At 62.4% G+C, this 26,809-nt stretch carries 18 protein-coding genes and 1 tRNA gene; 10 read left to right on the forward strand and 9 right to left on the reverse strand.

The features are described 5' to 3' along the window. The first annotated feature begins 132 nt into the window (after positions 1-132). Complete coding sequence (locus ABD919_RS08335) at positions 133-2,121, forward strand: peptidylprolyl isomerase (protein ID WP_345235532.1); 1,989 nt, start codon at positions 133-135, stop codon at positions 2,119-2,121. A 123-nt stretch (positions 2,122-2,244) separates the two neighbouring features. Here the strand turns inward: ABD919_RS08335 and ABD919_RS08340 are convergent, their stop codons facing one another. Then, complete coding sequence (locus ABD919_RS08340) at positions 2,245-3,189, reverse strand: alpha/beta fold hydrolase (protein ID WP_345235533.1); 945 nt, start codon at positions 3,187-3,189, stop codon at positions 2,245-2,247. A gap of 68 nt (positions 3,190-3,257) precedes the next feature. Beyond that, complete coding sequence (locus ABD919_RS08345; protein ID WP_345235534.1) at positions 3,258-3,848, reverse strand: Crp/Fnr family transcriptional regulator; 591 nt, start codon at positions 3,846-3,848, stop codon at positions 3,258-3,260. 183 nt (positions 3,849-4,031) lie between these two features. On the opposite strand from ABD919_RS08345, the gene ABD919_RS08350 reads away from it, so the two are divergent. The 4 genes from ABD919_RS08350 (at position 4,032) to ABD919_RS08365 (ending at position 12,421) form a co-directional block, all read left to right on the forward strand. Beyond that, positions 4,032-7,661, forward strand: a complete 3,630-nt coding sequence (locus tag ABD919_RS08350; RefSeq protein ID WP_345235535.1) for a PAS domain-containing protein — start codon at positions 4,032-4,034, stop codon at positions 7,659-7,661. A 140-nt stretch (positions 7,662-7,801) separates the two neighbouring features. After that, positions 7,802-8,302 carry an RNA polymerase sigma factor gene (locus ABD919_RS08355; RefSeq protein ID WP_345235536.1) on the forward strand — a complete coding sequence of 167 codons (501 nt, stop codon included), beginning with the start codon at positions 7,802-7,804 and terminating at the stop codon, positions 8,300-8,302. Further along, positions 8,299-8,916 carry a hypothetical protein gene (locus ABD919_RS08360; RefSeq protein WP_345235537.1) on the forward strand — a complete coding sequence of 206 codons (618 nt, stop codon included), beginning with the start codon at positions 8,299-8,301 and terminating at the stop codon, positions 8,914-8,916. Before ABD919_RS08355 ends, ABD919_RS08360 begins: the two co-directional genes overlap by 4 nt. 325 nt (positions 8,917-9,241) lie before the next feature. Further along, positions 9,242-12,421, forward strand: coding sequence for a T9SS type B sorting domain-containing protein (locus ABD919_RS08365; RefSeq protein WP_345235538.1), 3,180 nt, complete (start codon positions 9,242-9,244; stop codon positions 12,419-12,421). A gap of 108 nt (positions 12,422-12,529) precedes the next feature. On the opposite strand, the gene ABD919_RS08370 is transcribed toward ABD919_RS08365, so the two are convergent. Beyond that, positions 12,530-13,156, reverse strand: a complete 627-nt coding sequence (locus ABD919_RS08370) for a CatA-like O-acetyltransferase (protein ID WP_345235539.1) — start codon at positions 13,154-13,156, stop codon at positions 12,530-12,532. Between the two features lie 45 nt (positions 13,157-13,201). On the opposite strand from ABD919_RS08370, the gene ABD919_RS08375 reads away from it, so the two are divergent. The 4 genes from ABD919_RS08375 to ABD919_RS08390 all read left to right on the forward strand — a co-directional run bounded on the left by ABD919_RS08375 (position 13,202) and on the right by ABD919_RS08390 (position 16,762). Then, positions 13,202-13,897, forward strand: a complete 696-nt coding sequence (locus ABD919_RS08375) for an HAD family hydrolase (protein WP_345235540.1) — start codon at positions 13,202-13,204, stop codon at positions 13,895-13,897. A 371-nt stretch (positions 13,898-14,268) separates the two neighbouring features. Beyond that, positions 14,269-15,105 carry a serine O-acetyltransferase gene (locus ABD919_RS08380; RefSeq protein ID WP_345235541.1) on the forward strand — a complete coding sequence of 279 codons (837 nt, stop codon included), beginning with the start codon at positions 14,269-14,271 and terminating at the stop codon, positions 15,103-15,105. A 210-nt stretch (positions 15,106-15,315) separates the two neighbouring features. Then, a complete protein-coding gene (gene cysK, locus ABD919_RS08385; RefSeq protein WP_345235542.1) occupies positions 15,316-16,239 on the forward strand; it encodes a cysteine synthase A in 924 nt (307 codons plus the stop codon). A 178-nt stretch (positions 16,240-16,417) separates the two neighbouring features. Then, positions 16,418-16,762 (forward strand): ASCH/PUA domain-containing protein, encoded by a 345-nt coding sequence (locus tag ABD919_RS08390; protein WP_345235543.1) that lies wholly within the window; start codon positions 16,418-16,420, stop codon positions 16,760-16,762. Between the two features lie 14 nt (positions 16,763-16,776). Here the strand turns inward: ABD919_RS08390 and ABD919_RS08395 are convergent, their stop codons facing one another. Both ABD919_RS08395 and ABD919_RS08400 read right to left on the reverse strand, forming a co-directional pair. Beyond that, positions 16,777-17,583: an oxygenase MpaB family protein gene (locus ABD919_RS08395; RefSeq protein ID WP_345235544.1), complete on the reverse strand. Its 807-nt coding sequence runs from the start codon at positions 17,581-17,583 to the stop codon at positions 16,777-16,779. A 336-nt stretch (positions 17,584-17,919) separates the two neighbouring features. Then, positions 17,920-18,834, reverse strand: coding sequence for a hypothetical protein (locus ABD919_RS08400; protein ID WP_345235545.1), 915 nt, complete (start codon positions 18,832-18,834; stop codon positions 17,920-17,922). A 143-nt stretch (positions 18,835-18,977) separates the two neighbouring features. On the opposite strand from ABD919_RS08400, the gene uvrA reads away from it, so the two are divergent. Beyond that, positions 18,978-21,518, forward strand: coding sequence for an excinuclease ABC subunit UvrA (gene uvrA / locus ABD919_RS08405; RefSeq protein WP_345235546.1), 2,541 nt, complete (start codon positions 18,978-18,980; stop codon positions 21,516-21,518). Between the two features lie 70 nt (positions 21,519-21,588). On the opposite strand, the gene ABD919_RS08410 is transcribed toward uvrA, so the two are convergent. The 4 genes from ABD919_RS08410 to ABD919_RS08425 form a co-directional block, all read right to left on the reverse strand. Next, positions 21,589-21,662: transfer RNA gene (locus ABD919_RS08410), tRNA-Ala, on the reverse strand. 176 nt (positions 21,663-21,838) lie between these two features. Beyond that, positions 21,839-22,696 (reverse strand): DUF4397 domain-containing protein, encoded by an 858-nt coding sequence (locus tag ABD919_RS08415; protein ID WP_345235547.1) that lies wholly within the window; start codon positions 22,694-22,696, stop codon positions 21,839-21,841. A 33-nt stretch (positions 22,697-22,729) separates the two neighbouring features. Next, positions 22,730-25,966 carry a TonB-dependent receptor gene (locus ABD919_RS08420; protein ID WP_345235548.1) on the reverse strand — a complete coding sequence of 1,079 codons (3,237 nt, stop codon included), beginning with the start codon at positions 25,964-25,966 and terminating at the stop codon, positions 22,730-22,732. A 141-nt stretch (positions 25,967-26,107) separates the two neighbouring features. Further along, positions 26,108-26,725, reverse strand: coding sequence for a C40 family peptidase (locus ABD919_RS08425; protein WP_345235549.1), 618 nt, complete (start codon positions 26,723-26,725; stop codon positions 26,108-26,110). Positions 26,726-26,809 lie beyond the last annotated feature (84 nt).

A 26,809-nucleotide genomic window follows, 5' to 3' on the forward strand; every position in this document is an offset into this window, starting at 1 on the left:
CGCATTTCCGAAAGGGAGAGGGGGAGCCGGTCTGGAATAACCGTACAGCAACTTGGGATTTGCTTTTAGTCGCTCCCGACCCGGGATGATGTATTACCCACGCATTGTTCATTGCTAACTGCCCCTTTGCCTATGCCCAGCCGTACTCTTCGCTTCTGGCCTTTGCTGCTGCTGCTGGCCGCCTGCGCCCGCACCCCGCGGCCCAGCGCCAGCGCCGCCAACAAGTTCACCGATGCTACCCTGCGGCAAATCGGCACGGCCCAGGACGAGCGCAACACCAGCGCCCTGCTGCCTTTCCTGACCAGTGCCAACCCTACGTACCGCCGCGAGGCCGCCCTGGCGTTTGCCTCGGTGCAGGAAAAGCTGGCCAGCCCTTATCTGCTGCCCCTGCTGCGCGATGCCGACCCCAGCGTGCGCCGCGCCGCCGCCTATGCCATTGGCCAGACCGGCGACAGCACTGCCGTGGACTCGCTGCGCGTGCGCGTGCTGAAAGAGCCCGATGGTTTGGTGCGCCGCTACGTGCACGAGGCCCTGGGCCGCTGCGTGACCCGGACGAGCCTGCCCGAGCTCTGGCGCGTGGAAACCCTGAACGACACGGCCCGCATGGCGGCCCTGGCCTGGGGCCTGGCCCGCGCCTCCATGCGCGGCATCAGCTCGCCGGAAGGTATCCGGCGCACGGTGCTGCTGCTCAACAGCGACAAGCCGCTGCCCGACCCGGGCCGCCTGGCCGCGGCGCTGGCCCTGGCCCGCACCCGGGGCCTCGACGACGACCTGGCGCGCCTGGCCGGCGCTACCCTGCTGCGGGTAGCGGCCAAAGACAAGTACTACGCCGTGCGGTCGGCCGCCGCCACGGCCCTGGGCAAAGCCGCGCTAAGCACCAAAGGGGCGCCCGAAGCCCTGGCCCGGCTGGCCACTAAAGACGCCGACTACCGGGTGCGGGTAGCTGCCCTGCGCGCCCTGCCCTTCAGCACCGAAACCTACGCGGACAGCCGGGCCGCGGTGTTCAGCGCCCTGGGCGACGGCCGCGAGCCCGTGGCGCTCACGGCTGCCGAGTGGCTGCTGGCCCACGGCAAAGGCGAAACCGGCCCCGCGCTGAGTGCCCGTGCCGACCGCATCAAGCCCTGGCGGGTGCGGGCCACCCTGCAGGCTGCGGCCGTGAAGATGGCCAGCCCCGCCAGCCGGCCCACGCTGACCGAACGCCTGCAGTCGCGCTATGCCTCAGCCCCTACGGTGTACGAGAAAGGCTACCTGCTGCAAGCACTGGGCGAAGACCCCCAGTCTTTCAACTTCATTCTGAAAGAAACCTTTGCCCCCGGGCAGTCGCCGGTGGTAGCAGGCTACGGGCTGAACACCCTGGTGGCCCTGCGCCGCAACAGCGCCTTCCCGGCCGAGCGGCAGGCCGACTTTGCTGCGGCCATGCGCCAGGCCCTGGGCACCGGCGACGTGGCCCTGCTCAGCACCGCCTCCGAAGCCCTGGCCGATGCCAAGCTGTACGCCCAGGCCCAGCCCGCCGACCTGCAGGCCCTGCGCCAGGCCCAGGCCAAGCTGCAGCTGCCGCGCGACATCGAAGCCTGGCAGGGCCTGCAGGCGGCGCTCGACAAGCTGGAAAAGGCGCCTAAGCCCACGCCCGCGCCCATCGGTACGGCCCAGCAGCACCCCATCGACTGGAGCGTGGTGCAGAGCGTGCCGGCGGGCCAGCAGGTGCGGCTGCGCACCAGCCAGGGCGACATCCTGCTGGAGCTGCTGGTAAACGAAGCCCCCGGGGCCGTGGCCAGCTTCGTGACTCTGGTTCGCAGCAAGTTCTACGACAACCTGTACTTCCACCGCGTGGTGCCCAACTTCGTGGCCCAGGGCGGCGACCCCCGCGGCGATGGCAGCGGCAGCGCACCCTACACCCTGCGCTCGGAGTTTGGCGACCTGCGCTACCAGGAAGGCAGCGTGGGCCTGGCCTCTTCCGGCAAGGACACCGAGAGCTGCCAGTTCTTTATCACCCACGCCCCCACGCCCCACCTCGACGGGCGCTACCCCATCTTCGCCCGCGTGGTGGGCGGCATGGACGTGGTGCACAAGCTTGAAATCGGCGACCAGATACTGAGTATGGAGCTGGTAAACCTGCAGTAGCGCGGAATTGCAGTAGCGCGGAATTGCATGCCGCGGTTAGAATAGCCGGCAGGGTTGTAGCGCGGAATTGCATTCCGCGTTCCTTCAACTCAATGGCCCAAGGTCGCGGAATGCAATTCCGCGCTACAGCGCAATGTCTTGGCTTGCTGCCAGCGCACTGGCATCCTCCCGGATAAAGCCGGCCAGGGCGGCCATGGCTACTGGGCTGATTTCGATGCCATGACCTATGTTGGGCAGCACCAGGGCCTGGCGCAGGGTTTTCAGGTGCCGCCGGGCTACGGCCAGCGACTTCTGGTAGGGAAAAAGCAGGTCTTTGTCGCCCAGCAGCAGGTACACGGGCACGCTCACCTGCTCCAGCTCCGCCGCCGTCATGGCGTAGGGCTTTGGGGTGTTGTCGCGGTACTCCCGGATGGCAAACACCTCGTAGTCGACCAGCAGTTGCATGGCCGGGGCCGACAGCTCGTGAAAGCCCGAGCAAAACACGGCGGCATTCAGAAACTTCCGCACGTTGGCTTCGCTGGGGAAAGCCAGGGGCATCAGGTTGTAATACAGGTTTTTCAATCCCAGCGAAAAGGGCTGCAGGCAGCCCGGGTTGAGCAGGGCCAGGTGGCTAATCCGCTCGGGCGCTACCTGCGCCAGCTTCAGGCCCAGCAAGGCACCAAACGAGGCGCCGGCCACACCCACCCGGTCCAGCCCCAGCTGCTGGAGCAGGTCGGCGGCCCAGTGGCCGTAGTCCAGGGATTTTATCTTGGGGGTGTAGCCCGCGCTCAGGCAGGGCTGCCCGTTCACGTCCACCAGGTAAATGCGGTGCGTCTCCTTGAGCGGGGCCAGGTTGTTGTCGAGGTCCCAGAACAGCCCGCAGGTGCGGAAGCCGGGAAAAATCACCAGCGCCGGCCAGCTGTGCTGCTCGGCGTTCAGGCTCCACACCACCGTGGTGCCGAGCTGGCTGGGCACTTCCTGGCGCTGGTAGCGGCACTGGTTCAAGGTTTCAATGGCTTGCGTCCAGCTGCTGAAAAAGGCCTGGGCCCGGGCCGGGTCTTTGAAGAAGGAGTGGTGCGGTGCGTGCATACGAAGGGGACATTGTAGGCCACAAAGCACGCCCGGGCTGCCCGGCTAAATGTTGGTACATACCAACATCACCAGCGGGTGGAGTTGTAGAGCTTGCTGAAGTTGGTGGGGTTGATGTGCAGGTAGTTGGCGATGTACTTGTGGGGCACCAGGTGAAACAGGTGGGCGCTGCGCTGGGCAAAGCGCTGAAACCGCTCCTTGATGGTGAGGGCATGAAACTCCTTGTGCCGCGTGATAAGGCCCACCAGCTTGGCTTCTATCATCTTGCGAAACAGCCGCTCCAGTGGCTGCGACTCATCGAACAGCTCCTGCAGGCGCTGAAACGAGATGCAGCCGAACTCGCTGTCGCTCAGCGCCCGGATATTGTCCTGGGCCGGGGTCTGGTACAGAAAGGAGTCGGGCAGGCCAGCCAGGGAGGGCGCGTAGAAAAACGTGGTGACGTGCTCGGTGCCCTCGTGGTCGAAACAGGTGATTTGCACTCCGCTGTACACAAACATCAGCTCTTTCTGCACCTGGCCGGCCTGAATCAGGAACTCACCTTTTTTAATGGACAGGGGCCGCAGCTCGGCCAGCAGCAGCTGCAGCGATGCATCGTCGATGCCGGGGTGAAAACGCCGCAGAAAAGTTTTGTAGTCGTCGGGAGTGGCCGTTGGATTCATCAGCACGAAAATACGGGGCCGGGCAGCAGGCGGGCTGTTGTAAACCGGCCGCAGTCTGCTAAAAAATATTAATGTTGTGTTTTTTCGAGATTGTAATGCGGGAAAATCGTGTATTTTTACCGGCCCGACCGCCAGCCGTCTACTCACCTGAGCTGGTTGGCATCCTGCTCTTCCTGCACTGCTATGTCTGCACCTTCTTTGGTTACACCCGCTTCCACCGTGGAGGAGCTTCTGGCACAGCTGCAGCAGGAGCGTGCCCGCCGCGAGCAGGCCGAAGCCCGGCAGGCCGAGCTGGAGCAGGAGCTCCAGCAGCAGCGGGAGTTCTACGAGACGGTGCTGAACGAGATGCCCACCCCGCTGACCGTGCTCACGCCCGACTACCGGTACCTGTTTGTCAACCCGGCGGTGGAGCCGCAGGCGGAAATCCGGGAGGCGCTGATTGGCAAAGACAACGCCGAGGCCTGCCGCATTCGCAACCGCCCGCCGGGGCAGGCCGAGCAGCGGCAGAGCCTGTTTGAGCAGGCCGTACGCGAGCGCCGGGCGGTGAGCTGGGAAGAAAGCATTGCCTACCCCCACGGCAGGCGCTACCTGTTGCGCTGCTTTCAGCCCGTTTTTGATGCCAGCGGCGAGCTGCGCCTCATGCTCAGCACAGGTTACGACATCACCGAGCGGCAGAAAGCCGAGGAAAAGCTGGACGAGCAGCGGGAGTTCTACGAGAGCATCCTCAACCACCTGCCCTGCGACATCGGCATCTTCGACCACGAGTACCGCTACGTGTACGTGAACGAGCTCGGCATCAAAGACCCCGCGATACGGGCCTGGGTTATTGGAAAGAACGACCTGGAGTACGCGGCCTACCGCAACCGTCCGCGCGAAATTGGCGAGGTGCGCTTTGCACGCTTCGACGAGGCCGTGCGCACCCGCTCGCTGGTAACATTTGAGGAAAGCTTCCTGCTGCCCGAGGGCGAGCGCCGCCTGCTGCGCTGCGTGCAGCCCGTGTTTCACCCCGACGGCTCCCTGCGCATGCTGCTGGGCTACGGCCTCGATATCTCCGACCGGCACCGGGCCGAGCAGAAGCTGGCCGAGCAGCGCCAGTTTTACGAAGCCATTCTTACCCATCTGCCGGCCGATGTGGCCGTGTTCGACGCCCACCACCGCTACGCGTACGTCAACCCCCTGGCCATTCAGAACCAGCAGGTGCGCGAGTGGATTATCGGCAAGGACGACTTTGAGTACTGCGCGTACCGGCAGAAGCCCCGGGCCCTGGCTGAAGGCCGCCGCAAGCTGTTTCTGCAGGCCATCCAAAGCCGGGAGGAAGCCCAGTGGGAAGAAGCCATTGCCACGCCCGAGGGGCCGCGCTACCTGCTGCGCCGCTTCCGGCCGGTATTCGACAGCGACGGCCACCTCCTCATGGTGGTGGGCACCGGCGTCGACATCACCGAGCGCCACCTGGCCGAAGACCTGCACCGGCAGAGCGAGGCCGTCATTCACGAGCAGCAGAAGTTTATCCGCCAGATAGTGGATACCATTCCCGATGTGCTGTACGTGGTGGACCGCCAAGGCGAAGTGGCATTTTCCAACGAGGCCTTTACCGCCTTTATGGAGCGCAGCAACTATGCCTACGTGCGGCCCGACGAGTACCCCGAGCAGGCCGCCGAGCGCCAGAAGTTTCAGGCCTGGAATGAGATGGTAATCGACCAGCAGTGTGTTATTCGCGAGGAAATGGCCCTGAACTTTCCCAGTGGCGAAGTGCTGCACTACCTCGTCGACAAGCGGCCGCTGGTGCGCAGCGATGGCACGGTAGAGGTGCTGACCATCAACACCGACATCACCGAAATCAAGCACATCCGCCAGAACCTGGAGCGCAACGCCAAGCAGTACCGCGACCTGATGCAGTACACGCAGGCCCTGATTTGCACCCACGACCTGCAGGGCAACGTGCTGTCGGCCAACCCCGCCCTGGCGGCCCTGCTGCAAATGCCCACCGAACAGATACTGGGCCTCAACCTGGCGCAGGTAATGAGCGAGTCACGCTACGAGGAGTACAAAAAGTACCTGGCCAACTTCGAGCACCTGAGCGAAGCATCGGGCATTCTTCCAGTTACGCTGCCCGTAAACCAGGAGCGGCGCTACCTGCTCTACCACAACTGCCTGGTAGCCGAGGCCGGGCAGGCGCCCTACATCATCGCCTATGCCCAGGACGTAACCGAGCGCGTGCTGGCCGAAAAGCAGCTGGAGCGCGCCAAGCAGGCCGCCGAAGCGGCCGTGCGTACCCGAGAAAGCTTCCTGGCCAACATGAGCCACGAGATTCGCACGCCCATGAACGCCATTCTGGGCATGACGCAGCTGCTGGCCCAGACCCCGCTGAGCAACGTGCAGGACAACTACCTGCAAGCCATCAGCACCTCGGCCGAAAACCTGCTGGTTATCATCAACGACATTCTGGACCTGAGCAAGCTCGAAGCCGGCAAGGTGGCCCTCGAGGAGGTGGGCTTTGTGCCGGCCCGCCTGTTTGCCCAGATTGAGAAAACCCTGCAGTACAAGGCCGAGGAAAAAGGGCTCTCCTTTGTGACGGAAGTCAGCGCAACCGTGCCGGAAGTGCTGCGCGGCGACCCGTACCGCATCACGCAGGTGCTGCTCAACCTGGCCGGCAACGCCATCAAGTTTACCGAGAAAGGGGAGGTGCGCATCAGCTGCGGCCTGCGCGAGCAAACGGAGGAAGGCGTGGAGGTGGAGTTTACCGTGGTCGACACCGGCATTGGCATCGACTCGGAGTATGTGGCCGACATCTTCGAAGAGTTTACGCAGGAAGACTCGTCCATCACCCGCAAGTTTGGCGGTACGGGCCTGGGCCTCAGTATATCACGCAGCCTGGTTCACCTGATGGGCGGTGAGGTAATGGTGGAAAGCAAGAAAAACAGCGGTACCCGCATTTGCTTTACCCTGCGCCTGCCCGTGGGCACGGCCGCCGACGTGCCCGAGCGCGGCGTGCCCTCCGGCGTGGGTAGCCTGCGCGAGTCGCTGCGGGGCAAGCACGTGCTGCTGGTCGAAGACAACCGCTTTAACCGGCTGATTGCAAGGGCTTTCCTCAACAACGCCAACGTGGATGTAACCGAAGCGGAAAACGGCGCCCTGGCCGTGGAAATGCTGCGGCAGCAGGCTTTCGACCTTATTCTGATGGACGTGCAGATGCCCGTGATGAACGGCTTTGAGGCCACGCGGGCCCTGCGCCAGGAGCTGGGCCTGCGCACGCCCATTATTGCCCTTACGGCCAATGCCGTGAGCGGGGAGCGTGAAAAGTGCCTCGAAGCGGGCATGAACGACTACCTGGCCAAGCCCTTCCACGAGCTGGAGCTGCTGAAAATTGTGGCCGACTGGTCGGGGCTTGCCGAGTATAGAGCCGGCGAGGTAAGCGACGGGCTGCTGCCCGTGGCAACACCGGCCGGCGCCGACGCCCGCCTGTATTCGGTGGAGCATCTGCGCCAGCTAAGCCAGGGCGATGAGACGTTTGTGGAGTTCATGCTGCAGACCTTCCTGGAAAGCTGCGAAGAAGCCCTGGACACCTTCGGAGAGGGCCTGCGCCTCCAGGACGTGGGGCTGCTCAAAACCACCGCCCATACGCTCAAGCCCAGCCTGGCTCACTTTGAAGCGTGGCAGGTGCTGCCCCCGGTAGAGCAGCTCGACGCCTGGAAGGGCGCTTTCTGCCCCAACACCCTGCCGGGCCTGGTGTCCAACACCGAGCAGCTGCTACGCCCCGTGCTGGCCCAGGTAGCCCAGGACCTCGACCTACGCCGACAGGTAGAAGCTGGGTGATGAATTCGAAAAATAATGGATTAACAATTAGGCTATTGCAGCTGGGGTAGAAGCAGAACAAGCAGGGGAATAGCGTTTTTTTTCGTCCGGCTTGTAACACGTTGGCGCAAGTGGCGACTGATATGCCAAATTAAGCCGCCATGCCCCCTGTTGTTTCTGTCGATTTTACCGCTGCCCTGGCCCAGTACCAGGCCCTGCTCTGGCGCGTGTGCCGGCTGTACTGCACCGATGAAGACGAGCAGCAGGACCTGTACCAGGAAATTATGCTGCAGCTCTGGAAAGCCTGGCCCCGCTACGAAGGCCGGGCCAAGCTTAGCACCTGGCTGTACCGCATAGCCCTGAACGTAGCCATCTCCGCCGTGCGGGAGCGAAAGCGCCGCCCGGCCGCCGCGCCCCTGAGTGCGGCCACCCACGCGCTGCCGGCGCCCGCCCCCGATGGCCCCGATTCCGACGAGCTCGCGGCGCTGTACCGCGCCATTGCCAGCCTGTCGCAGCTCGATAAAGCGCTGGTGCTGCTGTACCTGGAAGAGCGCCCCTACGAGGAGATTGCTGAGATACTGGGCATCACGGCCAACAATGCGCGGGTGAAGATGCACCGCGCCCAGGATAAGCTTCGTCACCTTTTACTTCCTTCTAAATGAACCTCGACCATCTCTCCCGCGCCTGGCAACAGCAAGGCGCCCCGGCCCGCCTCAGCAGCTCCCTCAACTTGGCAGAAGTAGTGTCGCGACGCTCCGATAGTCCGGTGGGCCGCATGCTGCGCAGCCTCTGGTGGGACGTGGCCTCCCTGTTCCTGGCACTGCCCCTGCTGTGGGCATTGCTGCAGCTGCGCGGCCCTGTTGTAGAGCCCTTGGTGGCGGTGATAGCCGTGCTGGTCGCGGGCTCGGTGCCGTACTACCTCTACAAGCTGGTCGTGCTGCGGCGCATGAGCGACAACACCCGGTCCGTAAAAGTGCACCTGCAGCAGCAGGTACAGAGCCTGCGCCGCCTGCTGGGCCTGTACTTTCATGCCACCCTGGCCGTTACCCTGCTGATAGCCGGCGGGCTGGCTTATGCCGCCGGCCGCTACGGCTGGGCGGCCCTGGCCCAGCCGGCCGAGGGGCGCTTTCTGCTATGGCTGGCCCTGACGCTGCTGCTGAGCTACCTCATCACGTACTGGTGCCTACGCCGGCACATGCAGCAGGCCTACGGCCAGCACCTCGACCGGCTTGAAAGCCTGTTGCAGGAGCTGCAGGAGGAGGCTACTGAGGGCTAATGCCTTATTGAAGGCGGAAGAATACTAAGAGCGGTGCTGGTTCGCTAAGGGAAGCAAACCCGATAAAAAGCAGGTTTGCTTCCCTTAGCGAACCAGCACCCTGATACAGAAAATAATTCTTTGTAAACCAGGGGGATGGTGTTGGGTAATGGCTTAAGCATAGTACCTTCAAGGTATTAAGCTGGTCTGGCAGCTGCGGTGCTGCTCTGTGGCTGGCCCGCGCCTGCCTATGCCTTTACGCTGTACTTTCAATTTGGTCGCAACGGCCCCGTGCCCGGCAAAGCCTGGCTGCACGAAATGGCTGCTTGCTAGCCTCTGGCTCTGTTTGCTAAGCCTGGGTGCCCAGGCCTCTCACCTGCTGGGCGGGGAAATGAGCTACCGCTACCTTGATGCCAACGGCAGGCCCGGACGCCCCTTTCGCTACGAGCTGACAGTGGGCATGTACATCAATGCGGATACCGTGCCGGGCAGCCCAACGCAGTCGCAGGTGCCCTATGGCCGCACCTTTGTGCGCGTGGGCATCTACCAGAAAGGGGGCATCCTGGATGGCGAGGCCCTCGACCAGCTCATTGTGCCGCGGGTATCGCTGCGCTTCGCCACGCCCCAGCCCACGCCGGGCTGCCCGCCCACCACGCCCGTACGACTGGCCGTTTACCGCGACACGGTGGAGCTGCCCATGTCGGCCGGGGGCTACTACGCTTACGTCACCGATGGTACCCGCAACGCGGCCATCCGCAACATCGACTTGAGCTTCCGGCCTTCATCCCAGGAAAACATGACCCTGTACCTGGACATGGCCCCGCCCCTTATTCGCAATGCCTCGCCTACATTTTCGGATACGGCCGTGGCGCTGGTCTGCCAGGGCGACACGGTGATGCTTATCAACAACGCCACCGATGCCGATGGCGACCGGCTTGTCTACGACTTTGGGGTTCCTTACTCAGCCAATCCTTCGGGGGCCAATACCGTGCCGCCGGCCCGCTTTGTGCCCCCGCCGGTGCTGGTGCTGTACGCGCCGGGGTATTCGGTAAGCCAGCCTTTTGGCACGGCACCGGGCAATATCGCCCAGCTCGATGCCAGCACCGGCCTCAGCACCTACCGGGTGCTCACCCAGGGCCGCTACGTGGTGGCGGTCGACGTGTCGGAGTACCGCCAGATAAACGGGGTGGAGGTGCTGGTGGGCCGCACCCGGCGCGACATCCAGCTGGTGGTACGGGTGTGTCCGGCCGGCGCCTCGCCCACCCTGGCTCCGCCATCGGTGGTGCCGCGCAGCTACGTCATTGAGGAAGGCCGCCTGCTGAGCTTCCCGCTGTCGGCCACCACGAGCGTGCCCAACGAGCTGCTGACGCTTAAAGTAAACAGCGCCCTGCTCGACGGGCCCGGCGGCATCGATGCCAGCTTTAATGGGCAGCCCGGCACCGTGGCCCCGGGCCAGAACACGGGTATCGTGTCGCTGCAGGGCGTGGGCAGCGTGGGGGCCACCTTTGTGCTCAGCTCGCGCTGCGGCTCGGCCCGTCCTTCCCCCTACGACGTAGTGGTGACGGCCACCAGCAGCGACTGCCGCAAAAAAGCGACGTCCGACATCTTCCGCATCACCATTGTGCCCGCTGCGGGGCCTACGCGCCTCACCGGCGACTCCATTATCTGCGACGCGGCCCGGCTGTGTACCTACGCCCCGGTGGGCCGGCCGATGGGGCGCTACCGCTGGCGGGCCCGGGGCGGCACCATTATCGGCTCCGACACCCTGCCCACCGTGCAGGTGCGCTGGAATGCCGCGCCCGGCCGGGCCGAGCTGGTGCTGGGCGGCATCTCCCGCTTCGGCTGCCCCCTCGACTCGCTGCGCCGCCAGGTGGAGGTGCAGGCCCTGCCGGCTTTGCAGGTAACCGGCAGCCTGAACCTATGCCGGGGCAGCAGCACCACGCTGACCATCAGCGGGGGCACGGCCGCGTACACCGTGAGCGGGGGAGGGCAGGTGCTGAGCAGCAGCGGGCAGTGCGTGCTGGCGCCGCTGGCCACCACCACCTACACCATTGCGGGCAGCACGGCAGCCGGCTGTCCGCTGACCACCACCGTCACCATCACCGTCGACCCGGTGCTGCCGCTGACGGTTTCGGGCCCCACCGTGCTCTGTGCCGGCAGCAGCACCGCACTGGCCATCAGCGGCGGCGCGGGAAGCTACACCCTTACCGGAGGCGGACAAACACAGACCGGCCCCGGACCTTTTACGCTAACGCCGGCGGCTACGACCAGCTACCGGGTTGAGGGGGTTACGGCCAGCGGCTGCCCCACGTCGGCGACGGTTACTGTGGTGGTGAACCCGGTGCCGCCCCTACTGCTTTCGGGCGCTACGACGCTGTGCGCAGGCAGCAGCACCACGCTGAGCGTGAGCGGCGGGGCCGGCACCTACACCCTCAGCGGGGGCGGCCTCAGCCTTACCGGGGCGGGGCCCTTCGTGCTGGCGCCGCCAGTCACCACCAGCTATACAGTGAGCGGCAGCACGGCCGATGGCTGTCCGACAAGCGGGCAGGTTACCATCACGGTAAATGCGCTGCCGCCGCTGACTATTGCGGGCAATACGGCCCTTTGCACCGGCAGCAGCACCTCCATTGCAGTGAGTGGGGGAGTGGGAAGCTATACCCTTACCGGCGGTGGTCAGACGCTTACGGGGGCCGGTCCTTTCCAATTGGCTCCGGCTGCTACCACCAGCTACACTGTAGTCGGCACATCGGCCACGGGCTGTGCTATCAGCAATACATTTACTCTTAGTGTGGCCCCTGCCGTGTCGCTTAGCGTGGCCGGCAACCTGCTGTTGTGCCCGGGCAGCGGCAGCACCACCCTGCAGGTTACGGGCGGCACGGGCAGCTATACGCTCAGTAGCGGCGGGCTCACGCTCACCGGGGCCGGGCCTTTTGTGCTGGCGCCGGCAGCTACCACCAGCTACACCATCAGCGGCACTTCGGCGGCGGGCTGCCTGGCTACGGCCACGGTTACCGTAACCGTGCCGCCTCCCGCCAGCCTCAGCGTGAGCGGCGCCTTGAGCATCTGCGCCGGTAGCGCGGCCAGCCTGAGCGTAGCCGGTGGCAACGGCAGCTACACCGTCAGCGGCGGGGGGCAGACCTTTACCGGCCCCGGGCCATTTATGCTGTCGCCTCCGGGCACAACAACCTACGCCATTGCCGGCACGTCTCCGGCGGGCTGCCCACTATCGGCCACGGCCACGGTTGAGGTTGACCCCTGCATCCCGCCCGACCGCAGCCTGGTGTTCTACAACATCGTTTCGGCCAATAACGACGGGCTGAATGACGTGTTTACTATCAAGAACGTGGAGTTCTACCCCGGAAACAGCCTGAGCATCTTCAACCGCTGGGGACGGCAGGTGTACAGCACCACCAACTACCGCAATACCTGGGGCAACGCCCCGGATGTGTCGCCGGGCGTGTATTCCTACCTGTTCCGCCTGCCCGATGGCAAAGTCACCAAAGGCTGGGTGGAAGTGGTGAAGTGATAAAAAGACCTTAGACATGAGACGTTAGACCTTAGAAAGTTCTTACAGCAGAACGATTCTAAGGTCTCATGTCTAACGTCTCATGTCTTCTTAATGAGCTCAATAACGCTACCCCAGCAGCTCCTGAAACTTCTCCAGGAACAAGCCCACCTGGTAGCCATCGGCCAGGCCGTGGTGAACGTGCACCGAGACCGGCATCAGCCGGACGGCGCCTAGTTCATAGAGCTTGCCATAGGAAATTTTAGGGCAGCTATCGGGATACCGGAAGCTGCGGGCGTGGGAAAGGCCCGTGAACTTCACCCAGGGAATGGCCGAGCAGTGGATGGTGTCGGGCCGCGAAGTATGCTCGTTCAGGCGCAGCCCGCTGCTTTGCTGTACGGCGGCAATCTCGGCTTCGGCAGCAGCTACAAAAGCAGCCAGCGTTTCGTGAGCCTCCACAAAGGCAAAGCCGAAGGTATGGTCGGCCCGGCCGATGGTAGGGGAGGCATGCACGCGGTCGTAGCGCACAACCTGCCCGTCGACCACGCGGCAGCGGAGCTCTTCTACTGCATTGGCGGCCAGTAGGGTGCAGTGCAGGTAATACAGGAAGAAAGGCACCCCCAGGCGCTTGGCCTCGGCCAGGGCCGCGCTGCAGTCCACCTCGGCCTGTAAGCCAAAGAAGGGCTCCTCGAAAGCCGAAAAGAATTCGTAGTGCTCGCGGCGGGGCCAGGTGGCCAGGTCAATCAGCTGCTTCATGGGGGCGCAAGTTCGGTACCTTTGGCCTGCTTTTTCGCCGCCGCTATGCCCACTCCTCAGCTTATTGCTTTCGACGCCGACGATACCCTGTGGCCTAACCAGCCGCATTTCGACCACGTCGAAGCCCAGTTTCTGCATATTCTGGCGCCCCACGCCGATACTGCCCATATCAATGCCCGGCTCTACGACGTGCAGCGCCAGAACATGCAGCTGTTCGGCTACGGCGCCAAGTCGTTTATGCTCTCCATGATAGAAACAGCCATTGAGCTCACCGGCGGGCAGGTGCGGGGGCATGAAATCCAGCAGTTTATCGACCTGGGCAAGCGCCTGCTCGACTACCCCATCGAGCCCCTGCCGGGCGTGCCCGGCACGCTGCAGGCACTCAAGGCCCGGGGCCATACCCTGATGGTGCTCACCAAAGGCGACCTGTTCGACCAGGAAAGCAAGCTGGCCCGCTCGGGCCTGGGCGACTTCTTCGACCACGTCGAAATTGTGAGTGAGAAAAACGAGGCTACCTACCAGCGCCTGCTGGCGCGCTACGCCCTGCCGCCCGCGGCCTTCGTGATGATTGGCAACTCCCTGAAGTCTGACATTCTGCCTGTTGCCCGGCTCGGTGCCCGTGCCATTCACGTCCCGTACCACGTTACCTGGGCCTTCGAGGAAGTGCCTGCCGAGCAGCTGCTGGGGGTGGAGTTTGAAACTGCCGAAACCATGGAAGAGGTGCGGCGTCTGTTAAGCTAAGCCGGGCCGTATGCAAAAAAAGGGGTTCCCCAGCCCTAAAAATACCTGAAAGTAGGTATTGCGCCCGCTTCCCGGCACCCGGAACTTTGTGGTGTTATAAGGCGGGGAAAACGCCGACGCATATACTTCCGGTTATTTTAGTAGGTAAGGGAATAAGTAAGTTATCTAGAAACAAAAGAGGTCTGCTCCCGCAAGGAAGCAGGCCTCTTTTGCTTTGATGCGGACTTACTTAGGGCCGGCGCTGCTAAGTTGGCACTGCTGTTACGTGGCGTGCCCGCTAAACCTTCGCCCCGGGGCTGGGGTTTCATAATGCAATGCCCGGTGGGAAGCACACGGCCTGGCATAAGTAATGCCGCACGCTGATTACCGCCATGTCTCTTGAATTCGACCTATTTGCTTCTGAGCTGGCCCAGGCGCACGCGGCCGTTCCGGCCGTGCTGCCCGGCCCGGCCTTCTGCGCCCTGGCCGAGCACCTGCTCGAAATCCTGTTTCCGGAGCGGGCGCTGCGGGCGCTGAGCAGCGCCGATGCCGTAGCTGCCATGCTCTACCAGTTTCAGGGCGACCTGGCCCACCTGCTGGGGCACGTGCCCCAGCTGCCGGCCAGCCCCGGCGCGCTGGCTGCGGAGTTTACCAGCCAGCTGCCGCTGCTGCGGGAAACGCTGCTGGAAGACGCCACGGCCATTTTGCAGGCCGACCCGGCGGCGCATGGCCTCACCGAAGTGATTGCCAACTACCCCGGCTTTTATGCCACGGCCCTGCACCGGCTGGCCCACGCCCTCTACCAGCGCGGCCTGCCGCGCCTGCCGCGCCTGCTCAGCGAGTACGCCCACCAGCGCACGGGCATCGACATTCACCCCGGCGCCAAAATCGGCACTGCCTTCTGCATCGACCACGGCACGGGCCTGGTAATTGGCGAAACGGCCCAGATTGGCACCCACGTCCAGATTTTCCAGGGCGTTACGCTGGGCGCCCTCAGCGTGACCAAGCAGCTACAGGGCAAGAAGCGCCACCCGACCATCGAAGACCACGTGGTTATTTATGCCGGGGCCACCATTCTGGGCGGAAGTACCGTAGTAGGGGCCCACAGCATCATCGGCGGCAACGTGTGGCTGACCGAGAGCGTGCCTTCGTATTCCCGGGTGTATCACCGCGCCCAGATTCATATTTCCCGCGCCGAAGACCCCGCCGAATGGGATTTTTCCATATAATACCTGCCTGCTTTTTTTGCCCTGGGCTGGACCTATAGCATGATGAAAGCCTGCATCTAACTCCTTCGGCCTCACCAGCTGTTCATTCAAAATACATGCTCACTTCCATTTTTTCTCTTTGGGGCCGATGTTGCGGCACGCACTTCTCCGCCCCCTCGACGGCCGCGGTGTGCTGCCGTCCTCATGTAAACTTCCAGAACTGAAAAAAATATGAAAGCCGATAACATTCTTGCCACCATTGGCAACACGCCCCTGCTGCGTCTCAACCGCCTGTTTGCCGATGTCCGGCCCGATGTAGAAGTGTGGGTGAAGCTGGAGCGTGCCAACCCCGGTGGCTCCATCAAGGACCGGATTGCCCTCGCCATGGTAGAGCAGGCCGAAAAGGATGGCCTCATCAACCAGAATAGCCTCATTGTGGAGCCTACCTCCGGCAACACCGGCGTGGGCCTGGCCCTGGTAGCGGCCGTGAAAGGCTACAAGCTCACGCTGGTAATGCCCGAAAGCATGAGCATTGAGCGCCGCCGCCTCATGGCTGCCTACGGCGCCAACCTGGAGCTGACGCCCCGCGAAAAAGGCATGAAGGGCGCCATCGAGAAAGCTCATGAAATTGTGAACAGCACGCCCGGCGCCTGGATGCCCATGCAGTTCTCCAACCCCGCCAACATCCGCATTCATGCCGAAACCACGGCCCAGGAGATTCTGCGCGATGCCCCCGAGGGCTTCGACTACCACATCACCGGCGTAGGGACCGGGGGCCATATCACGGCCGTTACAGAGGTGCTCAAGCCCTTGTTCCCCAGCATGAAAACCTTTGCCGTGGAGCCGGAGCTCTCGCCCGTTATCAGCGGCGGAAGCCCCGGGCCGCACCCTATTCAGGGCATAGGCGCGGGCTTCATCCCCGACAACCTGCACACCAGCATACTCGATGGCACCATTCAGGTTTCCCAGCAGGAAGCCTTTGAGATGGCCCGCCGCGCCGCCCGCGAAGAAGGGCTGTTTGTGGGCGTTTCCTCGGGCGCCTCCCTGGCAGCGGTAGCGAAAAAGCTCAACGAAGTGCCTGCCAGCGGCCGGGTGCTCACCTTCTGCTACGATACCGGCGAGCGCTACCTGTCGGTAGAAGGGCTGTTTGTATAAGGCAGTCCCCGTCAGATAAATCCGGATTGCCATCCCAGGTCGGCAATGCTCCTTACGAAGTCGGAACAAGCCACCCCAATCGATTGCGGTGATTTGCGCTGACTAATAAGGAGTTCGCTGAGCCGGGATGGCAATTTTTTTTCTGGTAACTTGGTGAAACACCTAAGCTGTTTCACACATGAGAACCCCTGCTTCCACCTACAATACCGTTAATACTTTCATCGCTCCGGCCCAGCCCCGCACCCACGAGCTGAAAACCTGGCCCGCCTGCTTTGTGGCCCTCGAAGCCGGAAATAAAACCTTCGACGTGCGCGAAAACGACCGGAACTACCGCGTGGGCGATGCCCTGCTGCTCCTGGAGTACGAGCCCGAAGACCAGCAATACACCGGCCGCTCCATCATGCGCTGGATAAGCCACATTCTGCAGGGCGGTGCCTTTGGAGTTGAGGCCGGCTGGTGCGTGCTGGGCTTGTCGGCCCTGCCGCCCCTGCCACCGGGTGTACACGACACCAAGCTCTGGTAGGGAAGACGCCGGGCTTACTGCAGAGCATTAGCAGTGTGCGCCGGCCTCGTTAATACGGGCTTGGGCTCGATATCGAGCCCGGCAATCTGGGCTCGGTATGCCTCCGGCAGTAGCAGTGCCCGGGCCCACTGGCTTAGGGCCAGGTGGCGGGTGCGGCAGTAAGTGGCCAGCACCGGGCGCAGCCAATTCCCGGTTTGCAGGTTAAGCATGTGCCGCACACGCTGGGGCACTACCAGGGCCTGCACCCGGCGAAGCAGCTGGTAGCGTACCAGGCCCAGGTGACGGCGGTACTGCTGGTAGAGGTCGGCCGTAAAGCGGCTGTACTCCAGGTCGGCCTTTAAGCGTTGCTCGCGCTCGGGCAGCCAGTCGGTGTAGCACAGCGGCAAATCGGGAATGCCCAGGCCCTGGCCCACCCGCCAGAACACGGTAAACACCTGCTCCTTTTCACCGGCCGTCAGGGGACGCTCCAGCAGCTCGAAAGCGCGAATGGAGTAGTCAATCAGCATGTACAGCACGTCGCGGTAAGCCCAGTCGGGAATGGCCGCGCCGCGCTTGGCTTCCACTGCGGCATGAATGGCCGCAATGCCGGCAATGGCCCGCTCAGCACCTTCCCGCTCGGCAAATACTATCTGCCGGGCATACTCCACCGTCGAAAAAAGGCGGCCCAGCGGGTCAGCCGGCAGCCGGCCGGTGAAATACAGCCAGTCCACGGCCTTGTTGAGCGCAAACTCTGCCGCCGCCCCGGCAAAGATGAACAGCACCGTATCGGCCTTGCCCCAGATGGTGCGCACGACGGAGTTGGCAGGCACGAAGTATTCCATGGGTAATAAATGTGGGAGAATCCGGAAAAGCACTGGACCACTTAAAACTGCGAGTGCTGGTTCAGTAATTCCCGGATGCTGGGGAAAAGTATGCCGTGAGGGTAAGGCAGGGGTATAATTCAAAATTACAAAAGAACTTTGAATTTCAAAGTAAAATAGCCGCTGCTTTTCTGCTTGCCTTTTAAGCTGCCTGATAACCAGCCCTGATTAAATAATAAGTGCCCTGGAATGCCGGCACCTTAGCGCCTGCAAGTAGGCTGCTTCGATAGCAATAGCTCAAGAGGTTCTAATCCTAAACCATTACGCGCTTAAAAGAGCAACTACTGACTGCCTATGCTACTGCAGCAGGGTTTTCTTAAAGCTCTTAAAGTCTTTCTGCGTGATGCGTACCTCTTTAAGACTGTGCAAATCGCCACCGCAAACTAGGTCAAGCGTAGACGGCATAAAGACCAGCGGCGAAGTGATGGCGTAGCCCTGCCAGCACAGGCGAACCAGCGCGTACCCGGGAGTGCCTTCCTGAAAAGCCTTTTCGTAGTCGGCCCGCGAAACAAACTGATAGGGATAAGGATACACTTGCTTTATCTGCGCGTCGGTCAGGTCGGCGGCGCGGTCGTCCTGGCAGAGGAGCAGGGTAGGGGGCGTGGGCCCTGTCTTTAATTGCTGGCGTCGGTTGCCGGCCGCGTACATCTGTATGAGCTTCATGCAGTACAGCATGTCGCTTTCCTGCACACCAGGGCCCAGGATGGGCTCTGAGTGCACGGCAAAATTTCTTTGGCGGATAAACACCCGCAGCCGGAAGCTAGGCAGCGGAACCGTGCTGCCCACCACGCCCCCCGGCACAGGCGCGGCCCAGGAGCGTTGCGCAGAAGCGGGGTAGGCCGGAAAGGCTACCTCGTCAAAATCCAGGACGTTGAGCTGCCCGGCATCCTTGGCCATGGCCAGCGAGTCGACCTGGTCAGCGTATCGGTATTCGACTTTGGGCGACAAGGTCCAGGCTGCCGCGGCCTGCCTCAGGATGGCATTGACCTTGGCCATATCGTCGCGGTACATCTGCAGGCCCGCCGGGTTGCCGGCCAGCTTTTTCAGCTTCTGCGCCTCTTCGCGCTGCAGCATCACCAGCAGGGGCTGGCTGCGCATGAGCTGCATTTCCGCCGCCGTCAGGCGTCGGGGAGCGGTGGGGCGCGAGGCTTGGGCCAGGGCCCGGCCGTGCCACAGGGAAGCTAAAAGCAGACAGAAGAGAAGGCAGCGCATACAGAACCAGCATGAAATATTTGCCAAAGCTACTCCGCCATTTCGTAGACAGCCCGCCGCCCTGAGCCCGGCTGCTACCTATTCAGCACCCGGCTCGTATAGCTTGGCACGGCTTCCCCTGCCTTGCCGACTCACAATCTCCTATGCCCCCAGCTTCTTCCTCTCCCGCTGCCGACTCTGCTGGCTTCGTGCGCGTGCGTGGCGCCCGCGAGCACAACCTCAAAAACGTAGACCTTGACATTCCCCGCGATGCGCTGGTGGTTTTCACCGGCGTGTCCGGCTCGGGCAAGTCCTCGCTGGCGTTTGGCACCCTGTACGCCGAAGCCCAGCGGCGCTACCTGGAGTCAGTTTCGCCCTACGCACGCCGCCTGTTTCACCAGATGGCCGTGCCCGAAGTAGACGCCATTGAGGGGCTGCCGCCGGCTGTGGCCCTGCAGCAGCAGCGCGGCACGCCCACCACCCGCTCGTCGGTGGGCAGCGTCACCACGCTGTCCAACCTGCTACGTATGCTTTACTCGCGGGCCGGCGACTACCCACCCGGCCAGGGCATCGTGTATGCCGAGGCGTTCTCCCCCAACACGCCCGAAGGTGCCTGCCCCACTTGTCACGGCCTGGGCCGTATCTACGAGGTGACGGAAAAGTCCATGGTGCCCGACGACTCGCTCACCATCCGGGAGCGGGCCATTGCGGCCTGGCCCACGGCCTGGGGCGGGCAAAATCAGCGCGACATCCTCGTCACGCTGGGCTACGATGTAGACCGGCCCTGGCGCGAGCTGCCCCAGCAGGAGCGCGACTGGATTCTGTTTACCGAAGAGCAGCCCGTGGTGCCGGTGTACGCCGGCTTCACCCCCGAGCAGACCCGCCAGGCCCTCAAGCGCAAGCTCGAGCCCAGCTACATGGGCACCTTCACCAGTGCCAAGCGGCACGTGCTGCACACGTTTGCCAACTCCCACAGCGCCCTGATGAAAAAGCGGGCCCTGCAGTTTATGCTCAGCAGCGACTGCCCCCAGTGCCGGGGCAAGCGCCTGCGGCGGGAGTCACTGGCCGTGACATTTGCCGGGCTCGACATTGCCGACATGTCGCGGCTGCCCCTTAAGCGCGTGGCCAGCCTGCTGCAGCCCTATGCCGAGGGCAAAGGCCGGGGCCATGCCCGCCAGGCAGCCGAGCATCCCGAGCAGGCCATCGTATCCCAGCGCATTGCCCAGGATTTGGTGGCCCGCCTGGCCGTGCTGCTGGATTTGGGCCTGGGCTACCTCTCCCTGGAGCGCAGCACGCCCACCCTTTCGCCCGGGGAGCTGCAGCGCCTGCGCCTGGCCACCCAGCTGTACTCTAACCTGTTCGGTGTGGTCTACGTGCTGGATGAGCCCTCCGCCGGCCTGCACCCTGCCGATACAGAGGCTTTGCTGGCGGCCCTGGCCGGGCTGAAAAAAGCCGGCAACTCCTTATTTGTTGTTGAGCACGACCTGGACGTGGTGCGCCAAGCCGACTGGCTGGTCGATGTGGGACCGGCCGCGGGGGAGAAGGGCGGCGAAATCCTGTACAGCGGCCCGCCCGAAGGACTGGCCCGGGTGCCGGCGTCACAAACCGGGCGGTTTCTCTTTGGTCAGGAAGCGCTGCCCCCCAGGCCCCCGCGCACCCCCAGCGGCTGGCTGGAGCTGGGCGGCGTCACTCGCAACAACCTGCACGAGCTGGAGGCCCGGTTTCCCCTGGGCGTGTTCACCACCGTTACCGGCGTGTCGGGCTCCGGCAAATCCAGCCTGGTAAGCCAGGTGCTGGTGGAGCTGGTGGCCGGGCACCTGGGCCAGGAGGTACCCGCTGAGGAAGAAGAAGGCGAGCCCCTGGAGCGGGCCGCCCCGGTATTAAGCGGGGGCCGCATCACCGGTGGCATGGAGCACATCAAGCGCCTGGTGCGCGTCGACCAGAAGCCCATTGGCCGCACGCCGCGCTCCAACATGGCCACCTATACGGGCCTGTTCGACCACGTGCGCAAGCTGTTTGCCGCCACCAAAGCCGCCAGGGCCCGCCGCTACGATGCCGGTCGTTTCTCCTTTAATGTGAAAGGCGGGCGCTGCGAAAATTGCCAGGGCGAAGGCTTCGTGATGGTGGAGCTGCTGTTTCTGCCCAGTGTGTACGCACCCTGCCCGGTGTGCCAGGGCAGCCGCTACAACGCCAAAACCCTGGAGATAACCTACCGCGACCAGTCCATTGCCGACGTGCTGGGCATGACAGTGGACGCCGCCTGGGAGTTCTTCGCCGAAGAGCCCCTGGTGCACCGCGCCCTCACGGTGCTGCGCGAAGTAGGCCTGGGCTACCTGCGCCTGGGCCAGCCGGCTACCGAGCTGTCGGGCGGCGAGGCCCAGCGCATCAAGCTGGCCACCGAGCTGCAGCGGGCCCAGCGCGGCAACTCCCTTTACATCCTCGATGAGCCTACTACCGGCCTGCACCCTTCCGACGTAGAAAAGTTGCTCGCCCAGCTCGACGGATTGGTAGAAGCCGGCAACACCGTGGTGGTGGTCGAGCACGACATGCGCGTGGTGGCCGGCAGCGACTGGGTTATTGACCTTGGCCCCGGGGCAGGAGAAGACGGCGGCCTCATTGTGGCGGCGGGCACCCCGGCCAGCGTAGCCAAGGTGAAAGCCAGCCGCACTGCCCCTTACCTGAGGCGGTTTCTGGCAGGGGAGTAGGAGGCATAAAACAAAACAGGCAGTTCCGGTACTACCGAAACTGCCTGCTTGTCTTCATTCACACCTTCAGTGGAGAATATCGGAGTCGAACCGATGACCTCTTGCATGCCATGCAAGCGCTCTAGCCAGCTGAGCTAATCCCCCTTTTTGTTGGTTTCCGCTACGCCAGTTGCGTTTTGGTTGTGCAAAAGTACAGCTTGAAATTTGTCTGGCAAGCGCTTTGGCAAAAAAAACTGAAGAAATTTTTGTGGTCGTCTAAAACAAAAAGGGCTGGAGAAATTCTCCAGCCCTTTTAAAAAATTGACTCGCTTAGAAATCAATTAATTGTGCTCAACCACTGAAATGCCCAGCGGGGTAGTGGTGTTGTTGGCTATACCGCGGGTGTAGAAGGTATAGATTTTCCCGGCGGCCAGCGTGAACACTTGTTGGGTCCCCACAATAGGAGTGGTAGCCGTGCTGCGAACGTCCAGCGTGTAGGAGCCTGCGGCTACTTCCGTGAAGTTGGCAAAGTTGGTGGTCACGGGCGGCATGGCCGTCGACGTGTTGGTAGTAGCGCGATAAGCCCGGTTTGGTACGGCCGAGAAGAGCGATGCCATCGTGACGCTATTGTAAATGCCATAGGTGCCCGAGGGCGACAGATTTACAAAGCGGATTTTGGCATTGCCTGCGGCCGGAGCGTTGAGGTTATCGGTCAGGGTTATCGACCGGATGCCGCCCTGGTCCGAGGAAGACGTTACCGGGAATGCGTAGGCCCGGGTGGGGGCATCCGTCAGGAAAATGGTATAGCTGGTACCACCCAGGTACGAGGTGCGCGACACCAGGGAGCGGGCCGTCGTAATGGGGGGCGTGCCGGCCGGCGCCGTGGTGGGGGTAGCCGGAATATTAGCCGGGTCGTTGTAAATGAACAAGCGCTGTCCGGCCGGCATTGCCGTATAGCTTCTTGTCGTTGACATGCCCAGGTAAGGCAGTGCCATCCCAAATGCAGCGTTGTCGCGCGTGATGGTAACACCCTGCGTACCAGGAGATGCATTAACAATCAGCACCTGCGCCTGCCCCACGCTGGAAGTAGTTACGGGGCTAGGGGTGGCGTACTCGGGCTCGTCACAGCCAGCCAAGGTGCCGGCTACCGCGGTAGCGAGCGTGAACTTGGTGAAAAGCGAAGCAAAGGAAAGTTTCATAAGAATATGCTGTTAGCTAAACCTGCTGACTGATTAAAACAAGTAACGAACGCCAAACTGGGCCTGCCAGCGCGAAGCCAGCTGGCTTACCTGGTATGCCTCCGTGGGCGTCGGTGCTGTGCCGGTGCCGTAGCTGAAGGTAGGACGGCCCGTGGTGCCGTTCTCAAGGCCCTGGTAACGCAGCAGACCATAGTTCTGGTTCGCTACGAAGTAGTCGCGGCCCCAATCGCTGCTCAGCATGTTGCCGAAGTTGATGACGTCGACCGACAGCTGGATGGTGTGGTTCTTCTCACCAATTTTCATGTAGAGGTCTTGCAGCAGGCGCACATCGATGCGGTGCTGCCAGGGAGTGCGGGCGCCGTTGCGGGCCGCGTATTCGCCGCGGTGCTTGCTCAGGTACTCATCGTTCTCGATGAACGTGTTCAGCTCGTTCCACACCTGGTCCAGTGAGCGACGGTCGGCGTTGCTGGCCGTTACGAGCACAATTTCTTCGCGGCTGCGGGGGATGTAAATCAGGTCGTTCGAGTTGCTGGTGAACTGGCCGCCGTCGTTGTTGACGTCGCCCCCGAAGTAGGTGTACGAGAAAGGCGAGCCCGACTGCCCGTTGTAGAAGGCCGAGAACGTAGTGGCAAAGTGGTTGGCGTACTCCTTGCGGTAGGACAGGGCGCCAATCACGCGGTGACGCAGGTCGAAGTTCGAGTAGGAAAGCTCCAGGTTGTTAGCACCCGATACGTGGGGGTTGAATTCCCAGATGGACACGGCAGTCGAGCTGGTGCCCGAGTACAGGTCACGCGACTGGCCATAGGTGTAAGCCGTTGAGGCGAACAAGCCGCCGGTCAGCTGCTTTTTCAGTTCGCCCGTGATGCTGTACTGGTAGCCCTTGCTCGTGTTGGTCAGCATAATCACGTTGTTGAAGTCGCGGCTGTTGCGGAAGCGGGCGCTGCCGGTGGGGTACACGGGCCGGCCATCGCCCTGCAGCGTGCCGGTGGGAGCAGCCAGGTTAATGTCAACCGGCAGCACGTCGTTCAGGGTTTTGGAGTAGATACCTTCCACCGTAGCCACGATGCCCAGCGGCAACAGGTAGTCGAAGGCCACGTTGGCGCGCACCAGCTGCGGGTTGCGGAAGTCCTTGTCGGTTACCGCGATGCTGCCTTTGGCCGCACGGGCCGGCGTGCTGCTGATGGTATTGCGCAGGGTAGAGTAGTTGCTGGTCAGGCCGTAGCCACCCGCCGGCGCGGTGCCGTTGTTGGAGTCGAACGTAGCAAAGTCGACGCCGGTGTTGCCGTACTGGTTGGAAATCCACACGTAAGCCGGACGGCCGGTGAACACACCCACGCCACCGCGCACCTGGAAGCTCTGGTCTTTGCGCACGTCCCAGTTGAAGCCCAGACGCGGCGAGAACTGCAGGCGGTTTTCGGGCAGACGGTCGGTTTTTACGTCGTACACAGGGCCACCGGCCGCGTTAGCGAAGGTAGAGTCAACCCGTGGGTTAAGCGAAGGCTTGTCGAAGTACATCGGCAGGTCGACGCGCAGGCCGCCGGTCAGGCGGAAGTTGTCCCGCAGGTTGTATTCATCCTGGATGTAAACACCAAACTGAGCCGCGCCAAACTTGGCCGTGGGACGGCCGCCGGGCAGGGGGAAGTTCTGACGGTAGCGGAAGCCAGTGCCCGAGGCCGTGTTGTTCAGGAAGGCATCAATGCTGGGGAAGTCGTAGCGGCCTTCGGTGCTTTGTACAAACAGGTTGTCGAAACGGAAGATTTCGTTGTTGGTACCGATGGTGATGACGTGCTTACCCGCGAAAATGTTGAAGTTGTCGTTGATTTCAAGAACATCCTGGTCCAGGCGGTTGGCCACGGAGCTGAATTCCGAGCCTGCGTTGATGGTGCCGTTGCTCGCCGTGATGGTGACGGAAGGGAACATATCACCTTTGGTGGTACGGCTGTCGCGAATAGTCGAGTAGCCCACCAGCAGGTTGTTGGCATAGCGGCTGCCAAACTGGCTCTTCAGTTCCATTACCGTGGAGTTGGTTTTGCTCAGGAACTGATAGGCGTTGTTGCCAAAGCGGAAGTTGGTCTGGCTGCGGGTAATGTTGTCATCGGATGCATCCACGAAGTTGTGGCGCAGCGTCAGCTGGTGGTTGTTGCTGATGTTCCAGTCGAGACGGGCAAAGGCCTTATTGCTTTTGGTTTCGGCATTGATTTCGCCAAAGGAGCCGGCATCGTAGCCATACTCGCGCAGCTTGTCATAAATCTGCTGCAGCTGCGTGGTGTTCACAAAGCCAACAACGTTGGAGCCCGTTTCGCCGGCACCACCTGCGCGGAACAGCAGGGGAGCGCTGCGGCGGGTAACCTCGCCGTTCACGAAGAAGAACAGCTTGTCTTTAATAACCGGGCCGCCGAGGCGGAAACCGGTCTGGTAGTCCGAGAACTCATTTAGCTTGGTGCGCTCACCGGTCACGGGGTCGGGCGTGGGGCTTTTGCCAGCCGTGTTCTGGTTGCGGCCAAAGGCAAACACGGAACCAGTAAATTCGTTGGTGCCGGAGCGGGTTACGGCGTTGATACCGCCGCCGCTGAAGCGGCCCTGACGCACGTCGTAGGGCGAGAGCACCACCTGGAATTCCTGAATAGCGTCGAGGGAAATAGGGGTGGTGCCAGCCTGACCGCCCGGGGCACCCGAGCTGCCGAGGCCGAACAGGTCGTTGTTGGAGGCGCCGTCAATCTGAATGTTGTTGAAACGCCCGTTACGGCCACCCAGCGAGTTGCCGTTAGCCTGGGGCGTAAGACGGGTGAAGTCCTGGAAGCTACGCGAGATAGTAGGCAGGCGCTCAATTTGCTCGCGCTGTACCGTGGTAGCTGCGCCGTTGCGGTCTGCGCTAATCACCGGGTTGCGACGACCGGTAATCTGGACAGCTGCCAGCTCCGTGGTGCTTTCCGTCAGGGAGATGTCAACCCGCTGGTTCTGGCCCAGGCTGAGGTTGATGTCGTTGCGGTTTACATCGCTGTAACCTACGTAGGTAACCTTCAGGGAATAAGGCCCGCCCACGCGCATGTTCTGAATATTGAAGCGCCCTTCCGAGTTGGTAGGTGCTACATACTGCGTGTTGGTGGGGGTATGGGTGGCAATGACGGTAGCACCAGGCAAGCCGTTGCCGGCTTTATCCGAAATTATTCCGCTCATTGCAGCTGTTGTGGCACCTTGGCTCCAGCCCAGCTGGGTGGTGAGCAACATCAGCGCCAACAGCAGCAAGTGGCGTAAACGTATGTTTTTCATAAAGGGAAAGTTGGTGAAAAGAGAAATTCGGGCAAAAAGCAGTACAAATGTACACCTGAGAAATTTGCTGGTATTACGTCAAATTTACTATTGACGCAGACAAGCCGCACCGGAACAATAAGGCATTCTGCGCGCTGGGCTTCACAGGCGCGGGCGCACGGCTCGGATGTAACGGCTGAGGTAATAGTCAGACTCTAAGCTGTTTTCAATTACGCCAAGGGAGGTGGAAGCGTGAATGAAATCGACGCCTTCTTCGTCAACCACTGTCACCATGCCTACATGGGTGATGGTTCGGCTGCCGGGGGTAGCCCCGAAAAACACTAAATCGCCAGGCTGCAGCTCAGTGGGCTTTATCGGCTCTCCCCACACGGCCTGCTCGTTGGAGGAACGAGGTATATCCACGCCGGCTTCCGCAAAGGAGAGCTGCAGCAAAGCCGAGCAGTCGAGGCCCAGGCGGGTGGTGCCGCCAAAAAGGTAAGGGGTGCCCTGGTAAGAGCGGGCGGCTTCAATAACAGCGGCCAGGGTGCCGGTAGCGCTGCCGGTGCGCACCGGGCGCTTGGTCACCACTTTGGTAACAGCGCCGTTCGGAGCCACGTACTTTTCCTTTTCTTTAACCACCTTCGTCGGCCTAGCCACCGGGCGGGCGGGTGTCTTCACCCCCTTTTTCATTCGAACCATCTCCCGGGCCGAGCGGTACTGCCCATCGCGGTAGTTCAGCTTGCGGTGGCAGCTGCCCAGTAGCAGCGTTGCCAGCAGCAAAATTGGCAGGCCGCGCAGGGCCGGGTGGGGGAGTGCCTGGCTGAAAAACAGCGCACTTACCGCAGATAAACTCGTCGGCCATTG

Origin of the sequence: Hymenobacter saemangeumensis (assembly GCF_039541835.1) — a bacterium.
GTDB lineage: Bacteria > Bacteroidota > Bacteroidia > Cytophagales > Hymenobacteraceae > Hymenobacter > Hymenobacter saemangeumensis.

Coding starts and splice junctions, on each gene's coding strand:
- ABD919_RS08340 (WP_345235533.1), bottom strand. CDS start 3,189: ATGCACGCACCGCACCACTCCTTCTTCAAAGACCCGGCCCGGGCCCAG.
- cysK (WP_345235542.1), top strand. CDS start 15,316: ATGAAAGCCGATAACATTCTTGCCACCATTGGCAACACGCCCCTGCTG.
- ABD919_RS08400 (WP_345235545.1), bottom strand. CDS start 18,834: ATGCGCTGCCTTCTCTTCTGTCTGCTTTTAGCTTCCCTGTGGCACGGC.
- ABD919_RS08375 (WP_345235540.1), top strand. CDS start 13,202: ATGCCCACTCCTCAGCTTATTGCTTTCGACGCCGACGATACCCTGTGG.
- uvrA (WP_345235546.1), top strand. CDS start 18,978: ATGCCCCCAGCTTCTTCCTCTCCCGCTGCCGACTCTGCTGGCTTCGTG.
- ABD919_RS08345 (WP_345235534.1), bottom strand. CDS start 3,848: ATGAATCCAACGGCCACTCCCGACGACTACAAAACTTTTCTGCGGCGT.
- ABD919_RS08390 (WP_345235543.1), top strand. CDS start 16,418: ATGAGAACCCCTGCTTCCACCTACAATACCGTTAATACTTTCATCGCT.
- ABD919_RS08360 (WP_345235537.1), top strand. CDS start 8,299: ATGAACCTCGACCATCTCTCCCGCGCCTGGCAACAGCAAGGCGCCCCG.
- ABD919_RS08335 (WP_345235532.1), top strand. CDS start 133: ATGCCCAGCCGTACTCTTCGCTTCTGGCCTTTGCTGCTGCTGCTGGCC.
- ABD919_RS08355 (WP_345235536.1), top strand. CDS start 7,802: ATGCCCCCTGTTGTTTCTGTCGATTTTACCGCTGCCCTGGCCCAGTAC.
- ABD919_RS08370 (WP_345235539.1), bottom strand. CDS start 13,156: ATGAAGCAGCTGATTGACCTGGCCACCTGGCCCCGCCGCGAGCACTAC.
- ABD919_RS08380 (WP_345235541.1), top strand. CDS start 14,269: ATGTCTCTTGAATTCGACCTATTTGCTTCTGAGCTGGCCCAGGCGCAC.
- ABD919_RS08420 (WP_345235548.1), bottom strand. CDS start 25,966: ATGAAAAACATACGTTTACGCCACTTGCTGCTGTTGGCGCTGATGTTG.
- ABD919_RS08415 (WP_345235547.1), bottom strand. CDS start 22,696: ATGAAACTTTCCTTTGCTTCGCTTTTCACCAAGTTCACGCTCGCTACC.
- ABD919_RS08395 (WP_345235544.1), bottom strand. CDS start 17,583: ATGGAATACTTCGTGCCTGCCAACTCCGTCGTGCGCACCATCTGGGGC.
- ABD919_RS08350 (WP_345235535.1), top strand. CDS start 4,032: ATGTCTGCACCTTCTTTGGTTACACCCGCTTCCACCGTGGAGGAGCTT.